Annotated in this window: 19 protein-coding genes; 11 read left to right on the plus strand and 8 right to left on the minus strand. The window is 46.5% G+C overall.

Features of this window, described 5'->3' with window-relative positions:
* The first annotated feature begins 249 nt into the window (after positions 1-249).
* On the plus strand, positions 250-2,181 hold the full coding sequence (locus Q1A08_RS01440; RefSeq protein ID WP_299768656.1) for an ATP-binding cassette domain-containing protein: 1,932 nt from the start codon (positions 250-252) through the stop codon (positions 2,179-2,181).
* Between the two features lie 103 nt (positions 2,182-2,284).
* Here Q1A08_RS01440 and Q1A08_RS01445 read toward each other — a convergent pair whose 3' ends face one another.
* The gene (locus tag Q1A08_RS01445; RefSeq protein ID WP_299768659.1) at positions 2,285-2,719 is read right to left on the minus strand and encodes a universal stress protein; all 435 of its coding nucleotides are present in this window, start codon (positions 2,717-2,719) and stop codon (positions 2,285-2,287) included.
* Between the two features lie 130 nt (positions 2,720-2,849).
* On the opposite strand from Q1A08_RS01445, the gene Q1A08_RS01450 reads away from it, so the two are divergent.
* Positions 2,850-3,371: a hypothetical protein gene (locus Q1A08_RS01450; protein WP_299768662.1), complete on the plus strand. Its 522-nt coding sequence runs from the start codon at positions 2,850-2,852 to the stop codon at positions 3,369-3,371.
* A gap of 20 nt (positions 3,372-3,391) precedes the next feature.
* On the opposite strand, the gene Q1A08_RS01455 is transcribed toward Q1A08_RS01450, so the two are convergent.
* On the minus strand, positions 3,392-4,165 hold the full coding sequence (locus Q1A08_RS01455) for a hypothetical protein (protein WP_299768664.1): 774 nt from the start codon (positions 4,163-4,165) through the stop codon (positions 3,392-3,394).
* Between the two features lie 356 nt (positions 4,166-4,521).
* On the opposite strand from Q1A08_RS01455, the gene topA reads away from it, so the two are divergent.
* The 3 genes from topA (at position 4,522) to Q1A08_RS01470 (ending at position 8,024) form a co-directional block, all read left to right on the plus strand.
* Positions 4,522-7,194: a type I DNA topoisomerase gene (topA, locus tag Q1A08_RS01460; RefSeq protein ID WP_299768667.1), complete on the plus strand. Its 2,673-nt coding sequence runs from the start codon at positions 4,522-4,524 to the stop codon at positions 7,192-7,194.
* The gene (locus tag Q1A08_RS01465) at positions 7,194-7,664 is read left to right on the plus strand and encodes a hypothetical protein (protein ID WP_299768670.1); all 471 of its coding nucleotides are present in this window, start codon (positions 7,194-7,196) and stop codon (positions 7,662-7,664) included. Before topA ends, Q1A08_RS01465 begins: the two co-directional genes overlap by 1 nt.
* Before the next feature lie 99 nt (positions 7,665-7,763).
* A complete protein-coding gene (locus tag Q1A08_RS01470) occupies positions 7,764-8,024 on the plus strand; it encodes a hypothetical protein (protein ID WP_299768673.1) in 261 nt (86 codons plus the stop codon).
* A 129-nt stretch (positions 8,025-8,153) separates the two neighbouring features.
* Here the strand turns inward: Q1A08_RS01470 and Q1A08_RS01475 are convergent, their stop codons facing one another.
* From Q1A08_RS01475 to Q1A08_RS01485, 3 genes are all read right to left on the minus strand, one after another.
* Positions 8,154-8,555 carry a SulA-like leucine-rich domain-containing protein gene (locus Q1A08_RS01475; protein ID WP_299768676.1) on the minus strand — a complete coding sequence of 134 codons (402 nt, stop codon included), beginning with the start codon at positions 8,553-8,555 and terminating at the stop codon, positions 8,154-8,156.
* 50 nt (positions 8,556-8,605) lie between these two features.
* Positions 8,606-9,205, minus strand: a complete 600-nt coding sequence (lexA, locus tag Q1A08_RS01480; protein WP_299768678.1) for a transcriptional repressor LexA — start codon at positions 9,203-9,205, stop codon at positions 8,606-8,608.
* 296 nt (positions 9,206-9,501) lie between these two features.
* The gene (locus tag Q1A08_RS01485; RefSeq protein ID WP_299768681.1) at positions 9,502-10,788 is read right to left on the minus strand and encodes a TolC family outer membrane protein; all 1,287 of its coding nucleotides are present in this window, start codon (positions 10,786-10,788) and stop codon (positions 9,502-9,504) included.
* A 251-nt stretch (positions 10,789-11,039) separates the two neighbouring features.
* On the opposite strand from Q1A08_RS01485, the gene Q1A08_RS01490 reads away from it, so the two are divergent.
* Positions 11,040-11,648, plus strand: a complete 609-nt coding sequence (locus Q1A08_RS01490) for a hypothetical protein (protein WP_299768684.1) — start codon at positions 11,040-11,042, stop codon at positions 11,646-11,648.
* Between the two features lie 25 nt (positions 11,649-11,673).
* Here Q1A08_RS01490 and Q1A08_RS01495 read toward each other — a convergent pair whose 3' ends face one another.
* Positions 11,674-13,284, minus strand: a complete 1,611-nt coding sequence (locus tag Q1A08_RS01495; RefSeq protein WP_299768687.1) for a LysM peptidoglycan-binding domain-containing protein — start codon at positions 13,282-13,284, stop codon at positions 11,674-11,676.
* 247 nt (positions 13,285-13,531) lie between these two features.
* On the minus strand, positions 13,532-14,305 hold the full coding sequence (gene gloB, locus Q1A08_RS01500) for a hydroxyacylglutathione hydrolase (RefSeq protein ID WP_299768690.1): 774 nt from the start codon (positions 14,303-14,305) through the stop codon (positions 13,532-13,534).
* Between the two features lie 193 nt (positions 14,306-14,498).
* On the opposite strand from gloB, the gene Q1A08_RS01505 reads away from it, so the two are divergent.
* The 5 genes from Q1A08_RS01505 to Q1A08_RS21470 all read left to right on the plus strand — a co-directional run bounded on the left by Q1A08_RS01505 (position 14,499) and on the right by Q1A08_RS21470 (position 17,210).
* On the plus strand, positions 14,499-15,401 hold the full coding sequence (locus Q1A08_RS01505) for a methyltransferase domain-containing protein (protein ID WP_299768693.1): 903 nt from the start codon (positions 14,499-14,501) through the stop codon (positions 15,399-15,401).
* 73 nt (positions 15,402-15,474) lie between these two features.
* Entirely contained in the window at positions 15,475-15,915 is a 441-nt protein-coding gene (gene rnhA / locus Q1A08_RS01510) for a ribonuclease HI (protein ID WP_299768696.1), read from the plus strand.
* A gap of 66 nt (positions 15,916-15,981) precedes the next feature.
* Positions 15,982-16,680 carry a DNA polymerase III subunit epsilon gene (gene dnaQ / locus Q1A08_RS01515; RefSeq protein WP_299768699.1) on the plus strand — a complete coding sequence of 233 codons (699 nt, stop codon included), beginning with the start codon at positions 15,982-15,984 and terminating at the stop codon, positions 16,678-16,680.
* 128 nt (positions 16,681-16,808) lie between these two features.
* Positions 16,809-17,039, plus strand: a complete 231-nt coding sequence (locus tag Q1A08_RS01520) for a hypothetical protein (RefSeq protein WP_299768702.1) — start codon at positions 16,809-16,811, stop codon at positions 17,037-17,039.
* Entirely contained in the window at positions 17,040-17,210 is a 171-nt protein-coding gene (locus Q1A08_RS21470; RefSeq protein ID WP_363323474.1) for a leucine-rich repeat protein, read from the plus strand.
* 187 nt (positions 17,211-17,397) lie between these two features.
* Here Q1A08_RS21470 and Q1A08_RS01525 read toward each other — a convergent pair whose 3' ends face one another.
* The gene (locus tag Q1A08_RS01525; RefSeq protein ID WP_299768705.1) at positions 17,398-18,513 is read right to left on the minus strand and encodes an endonuclease/exonuclease/phosphatase family protein; all 1,116 of its coding nucleotides are present in this window, start codon (positions 18,511-18,513) and stop codon (positions 17,398-17,400) included.
* Positions 18,514-18,583: the final 70 nt, after the last annotated feature.

Here is an 18,583-nt window from a genome sequence, read left to right on the forward strand (position 1 = left end):
TATTTCTTTAGTGCCATTCAAACTACAGTTCAGGCCGCTATCCAGACTGCTCGAAAAGCCGTATTATTCGCAGCCCTGTAATTAGGCATTATTGCAATTTAAGCCTATGCAAATACTGGTTTTGGCACAGATATACTGCTGTTTCTAGACCTTTGCGCTTAAATTTTATTCAGTCGAACTGTTGTTTCAAATAATGTTTCAACAAATGCCACAAGATGAACTCTTAGCCCTTTTGGAAGCGCAACATTCATGCCGATCGTAAAAATTGAAAATGCTCAACTTAGCTATGGACTTCAGCCAATTTTGGATGAGCAGCAATTAAACCTCTATCGTGGGCAACGGCTTTGCATTATCGGCCGCAATGGCGCCGGTAAGTCCAGTTTGATGAAGGTAATCGCCAAAGAGGTTGAGCTTGATAGTGGGAATGTTTGGCATCGACCTGGTTTAAAGTTGGCGCGACTAGAGCAGGACCTGCCATTGGCTGATGATCTCACAGTGTTTGCTGCCGTGGCGGAAGGCCTTGAAGGTTTAGGCGAACTGCTAACGGACTACCACGAACTGGCCACTAAAACTGACAGTGATAGCCTGAATCGTTTGGGGCAATTGCAAACAGAGATTGAAGCTCGTGATGGCTGGCGCTTGCAGCAACAAGTAGATGCCATTTTAACGCGCTTGGAATTGCCCGCAGATGTGACCATGAAGGAGCTGTCCGGTGGGTGGCGTCGCAGGGTGTCTTTGGCTCGGGCTCTGGTAAGTGAACCCGACATATTGCTGCTTGATGAGCCCACCAACCACCTCGATATTGAAGCCATTCAATGGCTGGAACAGCAGCTTTTAAACTATTCGGGCTGTGTTGTTTTTATCACTCACGATAGGGCGCTGTTACAGAATTTGGCTACCCATATTGCTGAATTAGAGCGCGGACAGCTGAGCATTTGGGAAGGTGATTACCAGAGTTTCCTAGATTTCAGGGAACAACAATTAGCGGCTGAAGAAAAACATAATGCTTTGTTTGATAAGCGCCTGGCTGAAGAAGAAAAATGGATTAGACAGGGCATCAAAGCCAGACGAACGCGCAACGAAGGTCGCGTTCGCGCCTTGAAAGCCATGCGTGATGAGCGAGCTGCAAGGCGAGAGCGCCAAGGTAATGCCAATATCTCGGCTAATGTTGCAGATAAGTCCGGTAAGTTGGTCGCTGAAATTCATAATGTCAGCCACGCATTTGAAGGTCATGAGTTAATTAAGCACTTCAGCGGACGGGTGATGCGAGGCGACCGAATTGGCTTAATAGGCGCCAATGGCATGGGCAAATCGACTTTGCTGAAAATTTTATTGGGTCAGCTTAAGCCCTTGGATGGTCGCGTCGATCTAGGAACAAACCTGGAAGTAGCCTACTTCGATCAATTGCGAGAGCAGTTGGACCTCGAAAAAAATGCTGTAGACAATGTCGCCGGCGGTCGAGAATCTATCGAAATCAACGGTAACAATAAACATATCATTAGTTATCTCAGTGACTTTTTATTTACTGGTGAGCGTGCGCGAACACCACTAAAAGCGCTGTCAGGGGGCGAGCGGAATCGAGTTTTACTCGCCAAGCTGTTCTCAAAACCTGCAAACTTATTAGTGCTCGATGAGCCGACCAACGACCTTGATGTTGAAACTCTTGAACTTCTTGAAGAGATGCTGGCTAATTTTTCTGGCACGCTGCTTTTGGTGAGCCACGATCGTGCTTTCTTAGATAATGTCGTAACCAGCACTCTGGCATTTGAGGGCAGTGGGCAGGTGCGTGAATATGTCGGCGGTTATCAAGACTGGATTGCCCAAGGCGGAAAATGGTGTAGTTTAGCGGAGGACTTACTGCAGCTATCAGATGCTAAGAACGTTAATGCTCAGGCAAGTGAAAGCAGTTCGAGCTCCTCCTCACAAGAAGCTAAAGCAGTTCAAAATAATGAGCCTAAGCCCAAAAAGCTCAGTTATAAATTGCAGCGTGAGCTGGATGCCTTGCCTGCCAAAATTGAAAAACAAGAAGCTCAAGTAGAAGCGCTTCAGGAGCAAACGGCTGCGGGTGATTTTTATCAGAAGGATCATCAAGAGGTCGCTAAAGTTCTAGCACAGCTTGCGGAGCAAGAAGCTGAATTGGAAGTTTTATATCAGCGTTGGGAAGAGCTTGATAATGCTTAACTCAAGGCTAGGCAGCCTAGGTTTATATGCGGACTTTAATTATGGGCAGCGGCAAATGCGAGAGCTGGCGCAAATGCGAGCATTTGCGCCATGTTAAATTGATTTACTCGCTCGGATGAACTCGTACGGCGAGTACATCACAGTTTGCTCCGTGCAGCACGCCATTGGAGGTAGAGCCCAATAACAGGGCAAGCCCAGAGCGCCCGTGGCTGCCGACAATGATTAAGTCGACTTCGGCCTCGTCAGCAATACGATGAATTTCAGAGGCGGGTTGTCCAACAACAACTTGGCAGTCAGCAGTCTTGATACCATGTTGCTCGGCCAGTTTATGGAGTTTTTCCTGGGCCTGGCTCTGTAGTTGCTCTTGAACCTCAGAAAGATCCATTGGAATATCGCCACCATAGGCAAAGGTGAGTGGTTCAATAACATGGAGTAAGGATACATTACAGCCGTTGGATACGGCTAAGCCACGCTCGATAACTTCGCTGGACTCTTGACTTAGATCTACGGCGATTAGTGATTTTTGGTATTTGGCCATGACTTGTCTCCTGTGAGGTTTATGTCATGATCTTAGCGGTAAATTACCGCCGCTGTAAATTTTTACCGTGATGAAATATGACTCAGGTCAATTTCGCTGGGTTAAGTAATAATGATGGGGAACTATTAGCTTGAGTATAGGTGTTATTTTTGTTGTTTTGGCGGTGGCGATGGTGCTAGGGCCGATTATGCTTATGAAGCCTAGTGGTCGTCAGAGACAGCTGGCGAATCTGCGCCAGCGTGCACTAGAGCTGGGCTTGCAAAGCCGCATCGCTACGGTTACAGGGGATCTAAAGAGCTTTACCGTAGCCCCCACAATTGCCATCTACCAAAAACGTTGGACCGATAAACGTTTTTGTCCCGAGCAGAGCCTCTTGCTTCAACGCAGTAGCTTTACTCATGAAGTGCATTTTCATGGCGCGTGGGATTGGAAAGAAGGTGAGGCAGCACAATTTAGCTTAAGTCCAGAGCTTGCTGAGTGTTTAGACAAACTTCCAGAGTCGGTACTAGCGATAGAATTTACCCCTCTGGGCGTTGGTTTGTATTGGCTTGAAAAAGGCGCCCAGGTGGACGACCTTGTCGAGGTATTTCCAGTTTTAATGAACTGGTTGGACGGTCAAGGCGTATTGGAAAATGTAAGAGATAAACGATAAGTTTTCAATTCTTACCAATTTCACTCGACGGTAAGCGCATCTTCCAGAGTTGTCCCTGGGTTGTTCATCGGCTTTCTATCTGGGTCGGGGTTGTACAGCGTTTCAGGCATTAGGTCTTCACTGAGTGCCAGTCTTTCGCGATTAATAATTTCACCCAGTTCATCGATCAGGCGCTGGCGGTTTGGATGCTTTGCTTTCGACTGCATGCTAAGTTTTTGAGCGTGAAAATAGTGCGAATTTGCATCAACAAATTCCCCTTCATTATATAGCTTATGCCCTTGCGCGACCCCTGAAATAACCTCCACAGACAACTGGGTGTATTCCAGCTCTCGCATCAATGGTCCAAGGGTTTTGTCATCAATATGTTTGCCATTAAACATATGAATCAGAGTGTCAATTGCCTCTTGGATCTGTCGTTCGGCTTTGTTAATTGCTTGGTCGTTAGGGCGAATGCGATTTATGGTTTTGGTATTTCCTTTACTTTGATAGCTTTCCAAAAGTTGTTGGGCCCGTTGTATACGAACTTCGACATTATTGGCCTGTGAGTCAAAATCAAAAAGCTTTTGATAACGACGGACTAATTCCTGCGCCAGAGTGCAAAAAAGATCCTTTTCACGGCTAAGGCCTTCTAGGTTGTTAAGCATGTCTTCCAGCACCTCGGCCGCATGGCTGAGTTGCCTGATTTTTAACGCATGCTCAGCTTGTTTACGCTCACGATAATTCACGTAAGCGAGCAGCGCTAAAGAGGACACTGCAAGGGCGAGTGCAGTATATAAAATGAAAGAAGCGGACATAAATCTGGCAGTGAATTCAGTGATGCTTAAGTAAAATCCAATTAAGCTGTACTAGACGTACATTTGTATAAATGTCATCGGCAGCAACTACGTTGGCTTTAGTAAAAACAAATTATTGGTTGAAATCGACAAGGATTATGGTATTCCTAAAAAAGGGCTTGTCCAGTACCGCCTGTGCATTGCCCGAAAATAGTTGGGTGTCTGGTTAATTTATGGTCAGTCATGTCGCTCATACTTGACCCCAAGAGCGCTTGGCTATATATATGCGCCCCTTAGGCTATGAAAGCCTGCTGGCCTTCTATTATTAATGGGCCGTATGAAAAAGCAGGATAAGAGTATTTTTTAAGAAGGATAATATGGGAAAATCCCTGGTAATCGTGGAATCGCCTGCCAAGGCCAAAACAATCAATAAATATCTTGGTAAGGACTTTGTCGTTAAATCCAGTGTCGGTCATATTCGTGATTTGCCGACCTCTGGTGGTAAAAAAGCACCTGTAGATGCCAAAGAAAGAGCTCGTCAGGCTGCTATTACCCGTAAGCTTTCGCCCGAAGATAAAGTAATCCACAAGCAGCGTAAGGCTAAGGCTCAGCTGATTAGCCGTATGGGTATTGACCCCGAAAACGGGTGGGAGGCAAAGTATGAGATCCTACCCGGCAAAGAAAAGGTTGTCGCTGAACTAAAAGCATTGGCGAAAGATGCTGATACTGTCTACCTCGCGACGGACTTGGATAGAGAGGGAGAGGCCATTGCTTGGCATCTTCGTGAGGCTATCGGTGGCGATGATAGCCGCTACCGCCGTGTGGTTTTTAATGAAATCACAAAATCCGCTATCCAAGAGGCATTTAAAAGCCCAGGCCCAATTGATCAAAACCGCGTAAACGCCCAGCAGGCTCGCCGTTTTCTTGATCGTGTAGTGGGCTACATGGTTTCTCCATTACTTTGGGAAAAAATCGCGCGAGGCTTATCTGCTGGCCGCGTCCAGTCGGTAGCCGTTAAACTTATTGTAGAGCGTGAGCGAGAAATTAGAGCTTTTATCCCTGAAGAGTATTGGGATATTTTTGCTGATCTAAATACCCAAGATGCGGAAAGAATTCGCTTTGAGGTTAAGAAAGAAAACGGCAAGGCCTTTAAGCCTGTTAACGAAGAGCAAGCCATGTCGGCTGTTGCTAAGCTGCAGCAGTCCAGCTATCAAGTGGTTTCTCGCGATGATAAACCCACCAAGGCTAAGCCTGGCGCGCCTTACATTACCTCCACTTTGCAGCAGGCGGCCAGCACCCGCTTAGGATTTTCTGTAAAGAAAACCATGATGATGGCTCAGCGTTTGTATGAAGCCGGCTACATCACCTATATGCGTACCGACTCTACCAACTTAAGTCAAGAGGCTGTCGCTAGCTGTCGTGATTTTATCGCTGAAGAATATGGCAAGGCCTATCTACCGGAAAAGCCTGTTTCCTACAGCAGTAAAGAGGGGGCCCAAGAGGCACACGAAGCGATTCGACCTTCTAGTGTTGCGGTGCAGCCGACTCAATTGAAAGGCATGGAGAGAGACGCTGAGCGCCTCTACACCTTAATTTGGCGCCAGTTCGTCGCGTGTCAAATGCCACCAGCAGAATTTACCAGTACATCGATTGCCTTAGCGGCAGGGGATTTCGAATTAAGAACCCGTGGTCGCGTGATTCGTTTTGATGGTTTTATGAAGGTTCAGCCGCCGCAATCCAAAAAAGAAGAGGATGTGGTGCTGCCTGAGCTTAAGGTGGGCGACAACTTAAATCTTCAGAAGCTTGATCCAAAGCAGCACTTTACTAAACCGCCGGCACGTTACACCGAAGCGAGCCTGGTAAAAGAATTAGAAAAGCGCGGCATTGGCCGTCCATCTACTTATGCCTCGATCATCTCGACCATTCAAGATCGAGGCTATGTCCATACTGAATCACGTCGTTTCTTTGCAGAAAAGATGGGTGACATTGTGACCGAAAGGTTAAGCGAAAGCTTTGTCGACCTGATGGACTACAGCTTTACGGCCAATATGGAAGAATCGCTGGATATGGTCGCAGAGGGCGACTTGCAATGGGATAAGTTGCTCGATGATTTCTATGCCGGTTTTAGCCAGAAGCTCAGCCAAGCGCAGGTTGCTGAAGGTGGGATGCGGGCGAATCAGCCTACGGAAACCGATATCGAATGCAGTCAGTGTGGTCGACATATGCAGATTCGTACGGCCAGTACAGGGGTATTCTTAGGTTGCTCGGGTTACGCGCTACCACCTAAGGAACGCTGTAAGCACACCATGAACTTAGTATCTGGTGACGAGGTGTTAAACCTTGATGAGGATGACGAGGCGGAGTCTAAGCAGCTACGTAACAAGCACCGCTGTAAACTGTGTGACACGGCGATGGACAGCTATCTGCTAGACGAGCAGCGTAAGCTGCATATCTGCGGTAATAACCCGGATTGCAGTGGTTTTGAGGTAGAGGCGGGTAGCTTTAAGTTAAAAGGCTACGACGGCCCGACCTTAGAGTGTGACAAATGTGGCAGCGAGATGCAGCTGAAGACGGGCCGTTTTGGTAAGTACTTTGGCTGTATGTCGGAGTCTTGTAAGAACACTCGTAAATTACTGCGAAACGGCGAAGCGGCACCTCCAAAGATGGATCCGGTTCCTATGCCAGAGCTGGCTTGTGAGAAGGTGGAGGACCATTATGTCTTGCGTGACGGAGCTTCAGGTATGTTCCTTGCGGCCAGTCAATTCCCTAAAAATCGTGAAACACGGGCGCCACTGGTTGAAGAACTGTTACCGCACAAGAATGAGATTGATCCGAAGTATAAATTCTTGTTTAGCGCGCCGGTAGAAGACCCAGATGGCAATAAGGCGGTTATTCGCTTTAGTCGCAAAACTAAAGAGCAATATGTTCAGACCGAGATAGATGGTAAGGCGAGCAGCTGGAAAGCTTTTTACGAGGGTGGTAAGTGGGTGGAAACCCAAGCCAAGACTAAGGCCAAGGCCAAGCCCAAGGCCAAAAGCAAGAAAAAATAATGGATCAGTATCGTCCATTTTTTACCCAGCTGCAGTTGGCGAAGTGTCAGTGCAAAGCCGTCGACTCAGCGACACTTCCTCTTGAAAAGCTTAGCTTTTTGAGGGGAGGATTTCTTATCATACAGGCCATGTGCGATGCTTGGCTGCTCCATGAAACGCCAGAGCAGGGCGCTGAGCATTACCCTAACAGTCTCTCTGAATTTAACAGGCAGGGTAAGGAATGTTCAGTCGAGTTTCTTCCTGCGAGCATTATTCAGCTTCAACAAAGTGATTGGTTTGACGATTTTCTAAAGATCATGAGCCTAGTTGAAGATTTAAATGACTCAATGTTTGTAGAGCAGAATAGCCCTGTAAATGTCATCGCGGTATCCGAGCCTGCACCGCAGCCCAGTCTAAGTAGCCTAAAGGCGGCTATATTGAATTTTGAGCAATATTTTGACGCACAAATGAAACTCAGCGAAGAGTATTAATGACAGCCACCTATTAGCTGTTATTCTTAGAAGAACGCTATTCGAATCCTACTGCGAAAGCTGTTAGAATTGCCGGCATATTCAATCTCTGGAGTATTAATGGACACCGTCTTATTTGAAATTGTCGAGTTAGCTAACGGCGATGTAGCCTTGCAAAGGGCTGAGGACAAAGGTGAGCCTTTGTTGACCATTCATTTTTCAGAAGAATCTAATTTTTATCTGCAAGACGCCAAAATTGAAGTTGCTAGGGCAATGGTGCAAGCTGGCTTGGAAGCGGCCAGTGAAATTGCCGAAGCCAAGAAGGCAGAAGATTCTAATGAAGAAATGGAGATGGACTCAGGGCCTGTGCAAATTCACTAAGGCTGCTTGGTGCGGGTTAGTATGTGCAATGTTCGACCTAAACCGCTAATTTAATTCAAAGTTTCCCTGCGATTCTTTTTGTCTTTACCTTTACAGCAACCTTATACAGCCTTTTTTAATATACCCTAATTAACGCATTCTTAGCATTAGTCCTTGGCAGGCTCCTGTTTTGGCAGCTTGCTTTAGTTGCTGATATTCTTGGCGGCTCAGTACACCTGGGCTGCTGATCACCATATGGCTATTGCCAGCCGCTAAGGCTTCCCACGTTGCCCATAGGGTGTCACTTTTATCTCTTAGTCTTATTATTCTCAGGCGGCTAATGTCGATGCCGTAATGAAGAAGCATCTCCTTGCTAATGTTTTCAGCGCCAACCCAGCTTAACCAGCGACCACTATCCTGTTGACTGAAGTGAGCGACCATAGGTAAAAGCCATTGCAGATAATTATCTTGCTCATGGGTCACCACCAGTTCGGTCAAACCGTGCTCAGATACGGCTTCCTGCTGGGTGCTTTGGATGGCTGCTTGGTTCATGGTCTTACTCCCTGGGTTGGCTAGTGTGCTGTATTTACGCTTCGGTACGATTAGCGTCGAATAACTCCAACGCTAAGGCCTTCAATGGCAAACTCTTGCTCGCGTAAATCGACTTCAATCGTAGAAAACTCTTCGTTTTCAGGGTGTAGGTAAATCAAGGGTTGATTAGTAATCTTTTCGTAGCGCTTAACGGTTACTTCGTCGTCAATACGGGCAACTACGATCTGACCATTATGCACTCGCTCGGTCTTGTGAACGGCAATTAGGTCGCCGTCTAAAATGCCAATATTGCGCATACTTTCACCTTGTACCTTGAGTAGGAAGTCAGCGGTAGGGTGAAAAAAGGAACTTGGAATATCGCAGTAATCTTCAATATTCTCTGCAGCCAAGATGGGATTACCTGCAGCAACACGGCCAACTAGAGGAATACCTTGCTGCTCGATAGGTAATCGAATACCTCGTGAGGCGCCTGCAATCATTTCAATAACACCTTTTCGAGCTAGGGCTTTGAGGTGCTCTTCTGCAGCGTTGGCAGAGCGAAAGCCGAGCTCTTTAGCTATCTCGGCGCGTGTTGGCGGGTAACCGGTATCATCAATGTAAGACTTGATGAGATCGAGAACTTGTTGTTGGCGTGCTGTAAGTTTGATCATGGCTTTCGCTCTTGGTCTGTTTATTTATACAGTACATGTGATTTTATACAGTGTTTTTTAAAAAGCAAGCACTAAAACTCATTCACGACAAAATCATGGTTTGGTAACGATAGTTTGGAGTGGGCCTAAATGGCGGTGTTTGGCCGTCGACACGAACCGAGGGTGTCTATGACTCGAAAGTGCCGTGGAAGCTTATCAGGGCTTTGAATGAGAGGGTTCTTGAGCTGTTATGGTAAACACAAAAAAGCCGGCAAATGCCGGCTTTAGTAGCTTGAGTCCAATATGCTGGCGATGAACTAGATTGCTAGTTTTTGAAGCAGTAGACCCATAGAGTTATAGATGCGGTATTCGGTCAGCTTCTGGTTGTAGCTCGCACGAATCAAGTTGCGCTTAGCATCAACAACTTCATTTTCTGTGTTTAGCAGATCAAGTAGGGTACGACGACCGATATTGAACTGGTTAATATAAGCTTGTTTGGTTGCCTGGGCAGCATCAACGTGGGCTTGCAAATACTGCAGCTGGGAAGAAACAGACTCAAACGCTGTCCATGAAAGGCGTAAGCCTTCAACCACTTGGCGGCTGGTGTTATTGCGTACATCTTTAGATTCTTCTAACAGGTAGTGAGTCTGTTTACGGCGTGCCTTGTCTGCGCCACCGCGGTACAGGTTGTATCGCATGCGTAACGCAATAACTTGACGCTCGTCTTCGCCGACTACGCCGCCTGTGTCTTCATTCCAGCTGGCATCAGCTTCTAAGCGTACATCTGGCCAAAATGGGGCTTTAGCGGCTTCAGCTTGGGCTATAGTCGCATCGATGTCGGCGTTGGCGGTTTTTAGGGTGGGGTGGCTTTGCAGGGCAAGCTCCACCGCGTCTTCCAGGTTGGCAGGTAGGTCGATATTGTTGCTAGGCATTGAAAGTGCCTCAACCTCTGGCATAACACCGGTCACGCGGTAGTAGTTGGTCACAGCATCCATCAAGTTTGCTTGGGCGACAACAACGTTGCTTTCGGCAAGTGCTAAACGAGCGGCAATTTGGTCCAAGTCAGCGCGGCTACCTACGCCAGATTGATTGCGTAGAGTCATCTGATCGTAGATACTTTTGTGCTCTTGCAAAGAGGCTTCAGCCAATTTGAGAAGGTCTGCTTGAGTTAATAGGGATAAGTAAACTTCAGCAGTGCGCAAAGCGATATTTTCAGAGGTGCTTTCTACCTCGTGTCTTGCGCTCTGGGTGCGAGCTTCTTGGCGTTTAACTTCTGAGCGGGTCGCAAAGCCATCAAATACCAGTTGGCGAGCCGAGATGGAGGTTTCTGTGCGGTCTAGGCTGACGTCTTGTTGGCCGGTAGTAGGAGACTTAGTGTCTTCTTTACCGAACCCGGCGGCGACATCAACAGTGGGCAGGTAACCAGCCTTGGCACCCTTGATTTCCTGTTCCCTGGCGAGTACTTCGTGCTTAGCGGCACTCACTTCCGGATGAGAGTTAATAGCAGTTCTAATGGCTTCCTGTATTGTCTGTGCTTGAGCGGTAGTGCCCACTGACGTTACAAGCCCCAAGCCAATCACCCCAATAAGATGCTTAACTTTCATGATCCGTTACCCTTTTCCTTTGGTATTGTTAATTATGTCACAAGTATTCTAACACTATATCTGTGAATTATGTCACACCTTTAAATGAAAACAGTCAAATAGTATGAAGATTTCAAGCTAGTGCTAAAAAACGTCAAAAATCTTACAGATCAATCCTTTACCGACGCTTAATACAATGGATTTACTGTATAAATTCTTGGTGAATACTGGCTATAATCCTTTCATGCGCTGTTAAAAAGGATAGGAAAGCGATGAACCACTTGCCAGCAGAGCCGAAACCATTAGACGAAATGCCTTTGGATCAACAGCATTTTAAAATGCTTTGTTTGGCCATCGAAAAAGCACATGCTTTGCATATGGGTAAATCTGGTCGTCTGTTAATGAATTTTGAGTTGCGTGAAGGCAGTGACGTAGGTCATTTACCGCGCATACGTCCGTTGGGCAATCTTACCTTTATTATCGATGAGGCTTATCTGAAGGCCAGTAACTACCACCTCTATTACGACCCGGATAAGTCACAAGACCTGCCTTTACTGGCTGAGCGTGATGAAGAAAGCAATCGCTTTATCGCTACGGCTAAGAATCTGCTGGGCTTACAAGATCAAATGCATGGCTCCATTGCTGTGCCAGTTGCACGCCTATCGGCTTTACGCGGCCTTCACTACGTTAAAGACTGTGTTTGTCTGCAGATGTATGAAATCGACTTTGATAAGTTGTTTGAAGCGGATGCTGAGCTGGCAGGGCGTCTGCGTCAGTCCTTACTCGAGAAGTATCGGCGCTTTTACGACTTTGATGCTATTGCCGAGCGATCTTCACAATATGAAGAAGCGGCTCGGCGTTTTCTAGACGGGCAAGACTAAGAGCTGTCTAGACTGGGCTGGTAAATTAACCGCGTCGAGGGTCGACCAAGAGTGTAAGTGCTTGTCCAGGCTGTAAATAGTCTTTTGGGTTTAAACCATTGCTTCTTACAATCGACTTTATACTGGTGCCAAATTTCTTAGCGATTCTGGCAATTGAGTCACCTTTTCTAACCTTGTAAGAGATTCGCTGCTTACCCTGAGCATAGTTAGCTTGCTTTGGATAAATCAGCAGCTTTTGGCCAAGCTTTAAAGTGCCGTTAACGCTGAGCTTGTTCCAGCGAGCGATATCCTCATAATTGACACCGAATTTACGACTAATACTCCACAGGCTATCGCCGCTACGCACTTTATAACGCTGCACTCGGCCTTTACCTTGGTTGCGAGCGACACGCTCATTCAGGCTAAAGCTATAGTGTTTGCCTGGTTTAGAGGCGGTAGGTATAAACAGTGCTTGCCCTAAGCGAATAGTGTTGCTGCTTAATCGATTGATGCGCTTGAGCTCGCCTAGAGTTAGATTGTTCTGGCGGGCTATCTTGCCTAGCGTATCGCCAGATTTAACTTGATATCGCTTCCAGCCCACGCGCTCAGATTCATCCAAACTTTCCAAGCCGCTGGAGAAGGCATCAGCTTGCGCAATGGGGATTAGGATATGCTGAGGGCCATCAGGCGTTGTGGCCCAGCGGTTATAGGCTGGATTAAGTAGATAAAACTCATCCATGGGAAGCTCGGCCAGTTCGGCGGCTTGAGCCAAGTCCAATTGATAATCAAGATCGAAGCGGCGATAGAAGGGCTCATCGGGTATATTGATCATTTGAATGCCGTACTTTTCAGGTTCGGCAACCAGTTTGGCTAAACCAAGCAATCTAGGGACATAAATTTGAGTTTCTTTAGGTAGACGTAAGGACCAAAAGTCGGTATTTTTACCTTGTCGGCGATTGCGTTTTATCGCTTTGTTAACAGTTCCGCCGCCAGCATTATAGGCCGCCAAGGCCAGCAGCCAATCACCGTCAAAGCGCTTGTGCAGCTTCTCTAGGTAATCCAGTGCGGCTTGGGTCGAAGCTTCAATATCACGTCGACCGTCATACCACCAGTTGTTATGTAAGCCAAAGTCTTTTGCGGTAGGCGGGGTAAACTGCCAAAGGCCGGATGCGCGGCCGTGCGAGTAGGCGAATGGATCATAGGCGCTTTCCACGATAGGGAGAAGTGCCAGCTCCATGGGTAAATCACGGGCTTTAAGCTCATTAACGATAAAGTAGAGGTATGGACGCGCCCGTTTACTGATTCGACTCATGTAATTGGGGTGCTTGCCGTACCAATCTTCCTGTTTGTTGATGCGTTTATGCTCGATAGCGGATAAACGGTAGCCATCGCGAATGTGCTGCCATAGATCGATATCAATGCTGGCTGGATCTGTGTTTGCGGCTATAAAAGCTTTGTCATTGTTGGCTTCAATAGCAGAGTTTTGCTTGGCTAGCTCTGAGCTATCAGCCTTCGGCAATTCAGCTCGCTTGGTATGTTTAGCGGCTTCCAATTGCGCATCGTGGCGAGAAATCTCGGTTTTATCTGACTGTTGGCCAAGTTGGGTACAGCCGCCCAAAGTCAGTATAAGACCGACAGGAATAAGCAATCGAAGCATAATTCGTTAACTACTAATGGTCGTTTTAGGGTGTTTTTATTGTAGAAATAGGCGCCGATTCTAGAGTGGCAGACCGTCTGGGTCAATCAGCCCAAGGTAAAATTATAGCGGCGTAGATGGGTAAACACTGTTAAACAGTACGCTTAAATATACGGTGCCAATTCGCGACTTTAGGATAGTTTAACAAGCCCCTAAGGGTATAGGGGCTGTTGTTCAGCGCTAGTTGCTAATATCGAATAGCTAGCGCCTAAAAATTGTCTTTCCATTTGCGTATTACGGCAAAGGTTTCTGCAGGGTTAGATACAATATTTTTAGCCCTTTGACTGGCTGATTTTTGAACTTCGCTCTCGCGGCAGCGAAGGAATGGATTGGTGGCTCGTTCTAAGCTCATGAGAGAGGGCACGGTTGCTTGCTGGGCTTCACGCAGCGCCTTGGCATCTTCCATACGCTCGGCCAAGGCACTATTTCCAGGTTCAACCGCAAGGGCGAAGTTTAAGTTGCCTAGAGTGTATTCATGGGCGCAATACACCAAGGTTTGGCCAGATAGGGAGGCCAGCTTTTCCAGTGACTGCTGCATTTGCTCGGGGTTACCTTCAAACATGCGGCCGCAGCCACCGGCAAATAAGGTGTCACCACAAAACAGCACTGGTGTGGCCATATCACTGCTGTGAAAGGCGATATGGTCCAAGGTGTGGCCCGGTACCTCTAGAATCTTGAAGTTTAAGCCAGGTAATACTTCAACACTGTCTCCATCGCGGCAAGCAACTTGGCTTAGCTCTTGGCTTTCAGGGCCAAAGACCACGCAATCTTGGTATTTTTCACAAAGCTCACTGATGCCACCGGTATGGTCAAAGTGATGATGGGTATTGATGATGGCGACCAGTTTTAAGCTATCGGTTTCAAGGCGATCTAATACCACCTTGGGGTCGCCTGGGTCGACGACAGCGGCGATCTCACCGTTATCGATTAACCAGATGTAATTGTCATCAAAAGCAGCGATTGGGCTAATAGTATAGTCCATGGATGGCAGGCTCCGTTGTTCTTTTTCAGTGCGGCGGTTGTTATCGAGTACTTCGCCGTTTTAGGTCAAAGTAGGGCCGCCTGCTAAAGCTATTTCTGTTATAGTTTATAAAATTACATAGCCGCACGCTTTAGCATCAGCAGAGCGGGTAGCCATGTCAAATCAGGTTTGTCTAACTGCAAAGGGCTTTATTGTGAGTCTTGTAGAACAATGTCGTCAATGGTTACATCAGCGCGCCAATGTGCCGCAATCGCCAAAAGCCTTTGCTGAAGATATCGGCCGCTGGTCCAATACACCATTGGGCCAGGCCATTTTATCGGAAGAGCACGCTTCTATAGATGAACTCTTGAGATATCGCTTTGGCTACCATTTATGTGCTTTCAGTCATATCCAGGGTTGCGAGCTCATGCAGGAAAGCCGTATCAATCATAAGATTCAGATGGTTCAGCTTGATGGTCTGAAAGAATCTCTTGATTGCCAATCATTGAGTGAAAAGGGGCTTTGTGAAGAGGCTTCGGCTTTGCCTTTTGATGGCAGCCGAATTCCGCTGGCGACCGATTCGGTGGATGTATTATTACTGCATCACTGTTTGGAGTTTTCTTCAAACCCTCATGAATTGCTGCGAGAAGCCCAGCGGGTGTTAATTGATCATGGCCATTTGATCATTACCAGCTTTAACCCTTTGAGTATGTACGGCTTATTTGCTAATCTCGCGCGTTTTTTCAAGCGCAATCAAGTTTGGCGTCGTCGTTTTTTAACGGCCGGCTCAAGTCGAGATTGGTTGCAATTGTTGGGTTTGCAACCTCTTGAGCTTATCCCGCACTTTTACCGACTCCCAATATCTAATAGCGCGCTGTTAGAGCGCAGTCGTGTGCTAGAAGGCCTGGGCAAGAAGCTGGGTGCTTTGAATTGGGGAGCGTCTTACACCTTGGTAGCGCGTAATGATGTCTTCGCCGCAAATGCCCTTAAGCCGCGTTGGCAAAAGCCAGCCAATGCTGAGCAGTTTGGTAGTGCCGCGATTGGCCGGCAGGCTAAGAAAGAAAAGCTCAAACTTGTTATTAACAAGGGCAAGCCTAGCGCACCCACTACCGAATAGTATGCATGCGTTATTGGGTAAAGGCGCAATCCGTTTACATTTGTTTTAGCACTAATAAGAACGAGAAGTATTTTTGAATCAAGAATTAAAAACCGTAGAAATATTTACTGATGGCGCCTGTAAAGGTAACCCCGGCCCAGGAGGGTGGGGAGCATTGCTGCGTTATGGTGATACTGAAAAGCCGCTATGCGGAGGCGAAAAAAACACCACCAATAATCGAATGGAATTAATGGCAGCAATTGAAGGCCTAAGGGCCTTAAAGCAAAGCTGTAAAGTTATCTTAACCACAGATTCCCAATACGTCCGACAAGGCATAACCCAATGGATGTTCAACTGGAAGAAAAATGGTTGGAAAACCTCTGCTAAAAAGCCTGTTAAAAATGCAGATTTATGGCAGGAGTTAGATGCCGAAAGCAAGCGCCATGAAATCGAATGGCGCTGGGTAAAAGGCCATAGCGGCCATAGAGAAAATGAAATTGCCGATGAGCTGGCCAATCAGGGGATTCCCAGGTAAATCTGAAACTTAGCTAAAAGCAAAGCAACTCAAGGCCAGAAATTGCGAAACTATTAGGGACCGTCAATGCGTCAAATTGTTCTCGATACCGAAACCACCGGTATCGACCCAAAGTCCGGACACCGAATTATTGAAATTGGTTGTGTCGAATTATTCAACCGAAAACTCACTGGCAACCATTATCACGAATACGTGAACCCTCAGCGTGTGGTAGAAGATGAAGCGATTGAAGTTCACGGTATTACCAATGAATTTTTGGCCGACAAGCCAGTCTTCTCACAAGTTGCCGACAGCTTTTTAGAATATATTCGTGGTGCAGAATTAATTATTCATAACGCGCCCTTTGATGTGGGCTTTATTGATCATGAATTCAACTTACTAGGGAAAGGGCATGGCAAGGTTTACGATCATTGCTCGGTGATCGATACCTTAGTAATGGCGCGCGATAAACACCCGGGCCAGCGCAACTCCCTAGACGCTTTATGTAAGCGTTACGATGTTGATAACTCTGGCCGCGTTTTGCACGGCGCATTGCTCGATTCCGAGATCCTGGCCGATGTTTATTTAATGATGACAGGTGGCCAAACCATGTTGTCACTCGGTGCAGAATCCGAAGAAAATTCAAGTGGTGCTCAGGCTGGTGCTATTCGCCGATTGGCCGCTGGGCGGGCGCCATTAAAAGTGGTTGCCGCCAATGCAGAAGAAATGCAGTTACATGAAGCTAAGTTGGATGCTTTGGGTGAGGATTGTCTTTGGCGTAGGTAGGATTTGGTTTTTCACGAGGTAAGTTCATTTCTATCTTCGCTAACTCTCTTGTTATGATAAATTTTTGATAGTTTAATAGCCGGTATCAGATCGTCTAACTCTCTATTTTTATAGGGATATTAAAAATTATGTCCACTAAGCACACAGTTTTGGCTGTCTGTTTGCGCACTTTAATGATTTTGCTTGTTCCTCAGGCTGCTTCCCAATCTTTTATTTTTGACCCTCCCAATGTTGTGATTGGTTGTGATGCTGAGCTTGGGTGCCCTAGCGGCAAAGAGATAGAAATTCCTAGCGATAATAATGGTGTTGCTGTAACCGAGGTCGGTGAGCGGGCATTTAGAAACTATCAATTGACATAAGTGAGTATACCCTCATCGATAAAAATTATAGGCAAAGAGTCATTTGTAGGAAACAATTTAACTGAGCTAAGCCTTCCTGAGGGGGTAGAGGTGATCCGATCTTTAGCGTTTAAGGAAGTCTCGCTTGCCTCAGTGAGCTTGCCAAATTCGCTTAGTAAAATCGAATCCTGAGTGTTTTATAAAAATGAATTAACCTCTGTACCTCATCAGGCTCACATCGGTGGCAGGTTTGAGCTGCCAGTGAATAGCAGTGCAACAGTTAAAAATACGCAACTTCGCCGAATGTAGAGCATAGAAAATTTGGCGCAAAGTGTGTTAAAAACCTTAGTAAAAGATCTCTGCAATTTGCATATGAAGTCTATTTGGGGCAATTCTTCAACGCTGGGTTTTCAATATCCACCCACACCAATCGGTGATCTGATGAGGCGTTTCTGTCGGCCACTAGGTAGGCTTCTTTACTATCTGGTTTTGGCCAAAAAACACCGCTGTCTATGAGTTTTAGGCCTTTCGAAGGTAATACATAATCAGCTCGCATTCCCCAAGCAGCTGTATGGCTTTTAGCATAAGGGCTTTCGGCTTTATTGAGGCTTCCGCCATCCGAGGAGGGGGCTGGGTAGTCATTAATAGCCGGGTGCTCTAAAAGCTGATTCATTGTGCCAGGGTAGGCATCGCCTTCGTTTGCACTGGCATTGAGATCGCCCAGAATTACAAAATCCCTAATTTTCGCTATACCACCTTTTTGCTGTGCGTCGTCATAGTGATAGCTGTTTTTATCGCCTGCGATATAGTCTTTCCAGAAGCGTATTTCGTCATGGTTTCGGCGTCCGTTGCGATCTTCTGGGCCGTCGAATACTGGTGGCGTCGGATGGCTGGCCAGGATACTAACTAACGTTCCATTAATATTTAACGGTACGTCCCAATGGGATTTAGAAGATAAGCGCATAATATTTACGTCTTCAGTGCTGTACCAACTCTTACCATTTTTATCTGTAGGTAGCAGATTATCTGGCATATCTTTCCAAAGAAACTTTTGGAAAGTACGAACTTGGCTTTCTTCAATGGGGTATTTTGATAATAAGGCCATACCGAATTGGCCTGGGTATCGGCCAAAGCCAAAGTGGCTAAGCCGACTATCTTTTGCGTTTAAGCCAGTTTCTACTCCAGTATTAACGCTGTTGATATAGATATAAGGGTAGTTAATAGCTTCTTGCCGGTTTTGGCTTTGCTGTAAATACTTTTTAACAAATAAGCCAATCCCATCTTCTTCGTTTTCAATGTAATCGAATTCGTTAAGTAGAATAACGTCGGGGCGTACGCGCTGAATAATTTCAGCAATATTACGTAGCTGTATTTGCTTCCCTTCTTTTAATACTTCAGTGAGCCGTGATGCTTGATAAATACTGTTACCTTCTACCGGGTAATTACTGGCTTCCATACTGACATTGAAGGTAGCTATTCGTAGTTGTTTTTGCATAACACTCTCAATTTGGCATGTCTCGACATCGGGTTTGGCGATTAGGGGGGTGGCTAACAATAAAAAGAGA

Origin of the sequence: uncultured Pseudoteredinibacter sp. (assembly GCF_947500695.1) — a bacterium.
Classification (GTDB): domain Bacteria; phylum Pseudomonadota; class Gammaproteobacteria; order Pseudomonadales; family Cellvibrionaceae; genus Pseudoteredinibacter.

Coding starts and splice junctions, on each gene's coding strand:
- Q1A08_RS01440 (WP_299768656.1), top strand. CDS start 250: ATGCCGATCGTAAAAATTGAAAATGCTCAACTTAGCTATGGACTTCAG.
- Q1A08_RS01445 (WP_299768659.1), bottom strand. CDS start 2,719: ATGGCCAAATACCAAAAATCACTAATCGCCGTAGATCTAAGTCAAGAG.
- Q1A08_RS01455 (WP_299768664.1), bottom strand. CDS start 4,165: ATGTCCGCTTCTTTCATTTTATATACTGCACTCGCCCTTGCAGTGTCC.
- topA (WP_299768667.1), top strand. CDS start 4,522: ATGGGAAAATCCCTGGTAATCGTGGAATCGCCTGCCAAGGCCAAAACA.
- Q1A08_RS01465 (WP_299768670.1), top strand. CDS start 7,194: ATGGATCAGTATCGTCCATTTTTTACCCAGCTGCAGTTGGCGAAGTGT.
- Q1A08_RS01470 (WP_299768673.1), top strand. CDS start 7,764: ATGGACACCGTCTTATTTGAAATTGTCGAGTTAGCTAACGGCGATGTA.
- Q1A08_RS01475 (WP_299768676.1), bottom strand. CDS start 8,555: ATGAACCAAGCAGCCATCCAAAGCACCCAGCAGGAAGCCGTATCTGAG.
- lexA (WP_299768678.1), bottom strand. CDS start 9,205: ATGATCAAACTTACAGCACGCCAACAACAAGTTCTCGATCTCATCAAG.
- Q1A08_RS01485 (WP_299768681.1), bottom strand. CDS start 10,788: ATGAAAGTTAAGCATCTTATTGGGGTGATTGGCTTGGGGCTTGTAACG.
- Q1A08_RS01490 (WP_299768684.1), top strand. CDS start 11,040: ATGAACCACTTGCCAGCAGAGCCGAAACCATTAGACGAAATGCCTTTG.
- Q1A08_RS01495 (WP_299768687.1), bottom strand. CDS start 13,284: ATGCTTCGATTGCTTATTCCTGTCGGTCTTATACTGACTTTGGGCGGC.
- gloB (WP_299768690.1), bottom strand. CDS start 14,305: ATGGACTATACTATTAGCCCAATCGCTGCTTTTGATGACAATTACATC.
- dnaQ (WP_299768699.1), top strand. CDS start 15,982: ATGCGTCAAATTGTTCTCGATACCGAAACCACCGGTATCGACCCAAAG.
- Q1A08_RS01520 (WP_299768702.1), top strand. CDS start 16,809: ATGTCCACTAAGCACACAGTTTTGGCTGTCTGTTTGCGCACTTTAATG.
- Q1A08_RS01525 (WP_299768705.1), bottom strand. CDS start 18,513: ATGCAAAAACAACTACGAATAGCTACCTTCAATGTCAGTATGGAAGCC.